Genomic DNA, 2,213 nt, shown 5'->3' with positions numbered 1-2,213 from the left:
TATAGCGGTTTCCACCCAAGTAGAGTACACGGGATTTTCCTATTTTAGTTGTTATTATCAAATGGCACCTGAGTAGATCAGGAACCGCTATAGCCTGAGTAATTGATTTCAATGTCCAAGTGATATCCTTCAGAAATGTAATTTAACATACTGATTTCTGTGGCCAACTGATAAAATAAAATTGTGATCATGAATAGCTCCAGTAACACTAAACTTTGTCCCAGTGCTAGACCTGAGTCAGAAAATAGCCATGTATTTGGGATTGTAAATGGTACCAAAGAGAAGCCCCAGGTTACTTATTTAAAGCAAGCGCAACCTCTTACTGAACAACTGGTGAGTTTAGCTGCTCCAGTTACACCCACAGAGGTGTTTCGTATATCTGCTCCCTGTGCAGAGAAAAGTTGTCAGCATTTTGATGGCACAAACTGCCGTTTAGCTACGCAAATTGTGGAGAACTTACCAGCAGTAGAGGAAAACTTGCCAGCTTGTGCCATACGGAAGGATTGTAGATGGTGGAATCAGGAAGGCAAAGCAGCGTGTTTTCGCTGTCCGCAAGTTGTCACAGACAATTGTAATCCTTCTGAACTCATGCGGGAAGTATCAACGCCAAAATAAGCAATTAACTAGAGGCTGTATTCTTGCTATTTTTAGAAGAGCGATCGCATTAATTTTAGGATGCGATCGCTTCTTGTTTTAGATTACTTACCGTGACCCCTCTTCAAATCCAGACATAATTACAATTTTCAGGTTTCAATTGGCTGCAAGCGATCGCACTTCTTTACCGGGGGCGATCGCTTTTTTGATGAGATTACTTGGAGTATTATTTTTTTTTAGACATAACTGTAATCCTTATGTCTCAATTTAATCTTTTAATTTTAGTTTTTTATGCTTTATATTGGTTAAATACATTTAAATTCTGTTCAATACAATCAAACTTAAATATACTCTTTTAATTATAAATTATCAAACCATATGTGTAACTTTTAAGTCATGTTTTAAGGTTGTTATCTTGATTTGAATAGGATATTATTAAGTTGGAGATTGAAACTTGTACTCAAGCTCTATTTACAACAACAAAGGAGAAAGAATAAAATGGCTAATATTAAAATCAACCAACTTCAACTAAGTGAATCTGAACTTATTGATTTGTCTGATAAAAATCAGCTTCAATACATATCTGGCGGACGACTTGTCCAGTATATAGACACCAATGGTGATGGAATAGCAGACATAAAGCGTGTTTATGATAACCGTGGAAATTGGAAGAAGGATAAGCCTCTCTAACAACTAGAGCCTAGTGATGTATAAAGTGCTGAAAGCGCACCATTACCTAGTCTCAAACTGAGACACAGATCACCAAGAGCGGGCTTTCCATAAGAAGCTTAAGTTCCCCAACTCAGAGCTAATCCAATGGAAGCCCCCCTTGTCTATCCTCAACTGATTAACCAACTCTATCAATGGATTGTTCCGAAAGATTACCGTCACCGGCAAGGTTTTGCACATGCTGTTGCAGCAATTTTGCACTCTCAGAGTGCTTGTTTTAGTTAGTGGATTCCACACCTAAGACATCAAGGCTGCCAAGAGTTATCCCTCAGTATCCTCCACAGAAGTTTTTTTTAAATCGCAGCATCTTATGTTCAAAAAAGGTATCAAAATTACAATTACATAGAGTCATTTATAAATAGCATGCCTGAAGAGGGTGTGTTGCTGCTGAGCCACCACAGTAAAAAAAAGCCCAAGATTACTCTTGGACTAAAAGACTAAAATTTCCGCTAGGGAGCAATTTTAGGATGCGGAATGTAGATTATAAAATTTAATTCATTTATCAATAAGCTTTTTGAGGGATCAGCGTCAAAACTACAATAGTGAGAATTACTGGAGTAGCGCCACCTTTAACATCTAGTTGATCATCAGATAAATCCATCATAAAGCTTTCAGAATCCTCGAAGAGGTTGGCACCAACAGGATGTAGGTCAGAAATTGCAATATTAGCCATGGTATTTTCTTCAAATAAATAATTAATGTCTGTTGTCATGTGTGTTCTTGACTAGAAATCAATAATTTTTGAGTCCTGGTGTAATCCTATTCAAATTAATTTAGTATGTCTAGAGTTTTTACAGCTTATTGATGCTAAATCAAAAACACTTTTGTCATTAAATTAGATGTAGTTACCTACTGCTAAACCTACTAATAGCTCACAAGTAACCTCTTAT

4 protein-coding genes are annotated in these 2,213 nt (G+C 36.8%); 3 read left to right on the top strand and 1 reads right to left on the bottom strand.

Going from position 1 to position 2,213, the window contains the following annotated elements; all coding sequences use genetic code 11:
• Positions 1 to 189 precede the first annotated feature (189 nt).
• The 3 genes from F6K49_RS42720 (at position 190) to F6K49_RS42710 (ending at position 1,548) form a co-directional block, all read left to right on the top strand.
• Positions 190 to 615: a nitrogen fixation protein gene (locus F6K49_RS42720; protein ID WP_293107538.1), complete on the top strand. Its 426-nt coding sequence runs from the start codon at positions 190 to 192 to the stop codon at positions 613 to 615.
• 477 nt (positions 616 to 1,092) lie between these two features.
• Positions 1,093 to 1,284 carry a hypothetical protein gene (locus F6K49_RS42715; RefSeq protein ID WP_293107535.1) on the top strand — a complete coding sequence of 64 codons (192 nt, stop codon included), beginning with the start codon at positions 1,093 to 1,095 and terminating at the stop codon, positions 1,282 to 1,284.
• A 126-nt stretch (positions 1,285 to 1,410) separates the two neighbouring features.
• Positions 1,411 to 1,548: a hypothetical protein gene (locus F6K49_RS42710; protein WP_293107532.1), complete on the top strand. Its 138-nt coding sequence runs from the start codon at positions 1,411 to 1,413 to the stop codon at positions 1,546 to 1,548.
• Between the two features lie 277 nt (positions 1,549 to 1,825).
• Here the strand turns inward: F6K49_RS42710 and F6K49_RS42705 are convergent, their stop codons facing one another.
• Positions 1,826 to 2,035 (bottom strand): hypothetical protein, encoded by a 210-nt coding sequence (locus tag F6K49_RS42705; protein WP_293107529.1) that lies wholly within the window; start codon positions 2,033 to 2,035, stop codon positions 1,826 to 1,828.
• Between the last annotated feature and the right edge of the window lie 178 nt (positions 2,036 to 2,213).

The sequence above is a fragment of the Moorena sp. SIO3I6 genome, from assembly GCF_010672095.1.
The sequence above is the reverse complement of the archived record's forward strand: the minus strand, read 5'-3'. Positions and strand labels throughout refer to the sequence as shown.

What these genes read in the sequence shown, in the direction of transcription:
- F6K49_RS42710 (WP_293107532.1), top strand. Translation starts at nt 1,411, where the DNA reads ATGGAAGCCCCCCTTGTCTATCCTCAACTGATTAACCAACTCTATCAA.
- F6K49_RS42705 (WP_293107529.1), bottom strand. Translation starts at nt 2,035, where the DNA reads ATGACAACAGACATTAATTATTTATTTGAAGAAAATACCATGGCTAAT.
- F6K49_RS42715 (WP_293107535.1), top strand. Translation starts at nt 1,093, where the DNA reads ATGGCTAATATTAAAATCAACCAACTTCAACTAAGTGAATCTGAACTT.
- F6K49_RS42720 (WP_293107538.1), top strand. Translation starts at nt 190, where the DNA reads ATGAATAGCTCCAGTAACACTAAACTTTGTCCCAGTGCTAGACCTGAG.